At 47.4% G+C, this 585-nt stretch carries 1 protein-coding gene and 1 pseudogene; both read right to left on the bottom strand.

Going from position 1 to position 585, the window contains the following annotated elements; translation table 11 throughout:
- Positions 1 to 280 (bottom strand): annotated as a pseudogene (locus AC1DUA_RS40100) (hypothetical protein); the annotation flags it as partial.
- A gap of 23 nt (positions 281 to 303) precedes the next feature.
- Positions 304 to 519 carry a DUF1540 domain-containing protein gene (locus AC1DUA_RS40105; protein ID WP_127451895.1) on the bottom strand — a complete coding sequence of 72 codons (216 nt, stop codon included), beginning with the start codon at positions 517 to 519 and terminating at the stop codon, positions 304 to 306.
- Positions 520 to 585 lie beyond the last annotated feature (66 nt).

The following is a 585-nucleotide window of genomic DNA, read 5'->3' on the forward strand; positions in this document are numbered from 1 at the left end:
CACCAAGCAGTACAGGCCATACAAAGAGGGAAGCCAATGCAACGAACAAAGCGATATATCCAACCGCCTTATTTCGCGTAACAGCTTCAACTAAATCATTCATCTCCTCATCGGAGACATCCGACTTCTGGACTTCTGAATGTTTGGCTTGATACGGCTCGGCATAATGAATTCTCCGCGAGGGCCCTGTAATCTCAGTTGCATACTCTTCCTTGCTACTTAGACCACCTTCGTTCCGAAGCTGCTCCTTCTGGAACCGCTCCTTGGTGCTTTTACTCAAGTTGCCTCCATGCTGGCGCATGATTACTGCTTCTTCTTTGCTTGAAAGGTGTGGCAGCAAGTGTTCGCGGCTTTGCTCGCTGCATCTTGATGATCGGTATCGAATGATTCCCCTGCAAATTCTTCATTGTAATTCGCGTTGGCATGCTGATCTACTTCAATCATAATGGTTCCTGCGTTGCAGTTGTTACCTTGCGTCCAATATTCGCAGTTGGCAACTGAACATTTTACATCTGGCATAGTCATCACCCCACTAACAATTTACCCGCTATTGGGGCGAGCTATGCTCAGGCAAGACTGTCAGAT

It is taken from the genome of Paenibacillus sp. 01T422 (assembly GCF_056398785.1).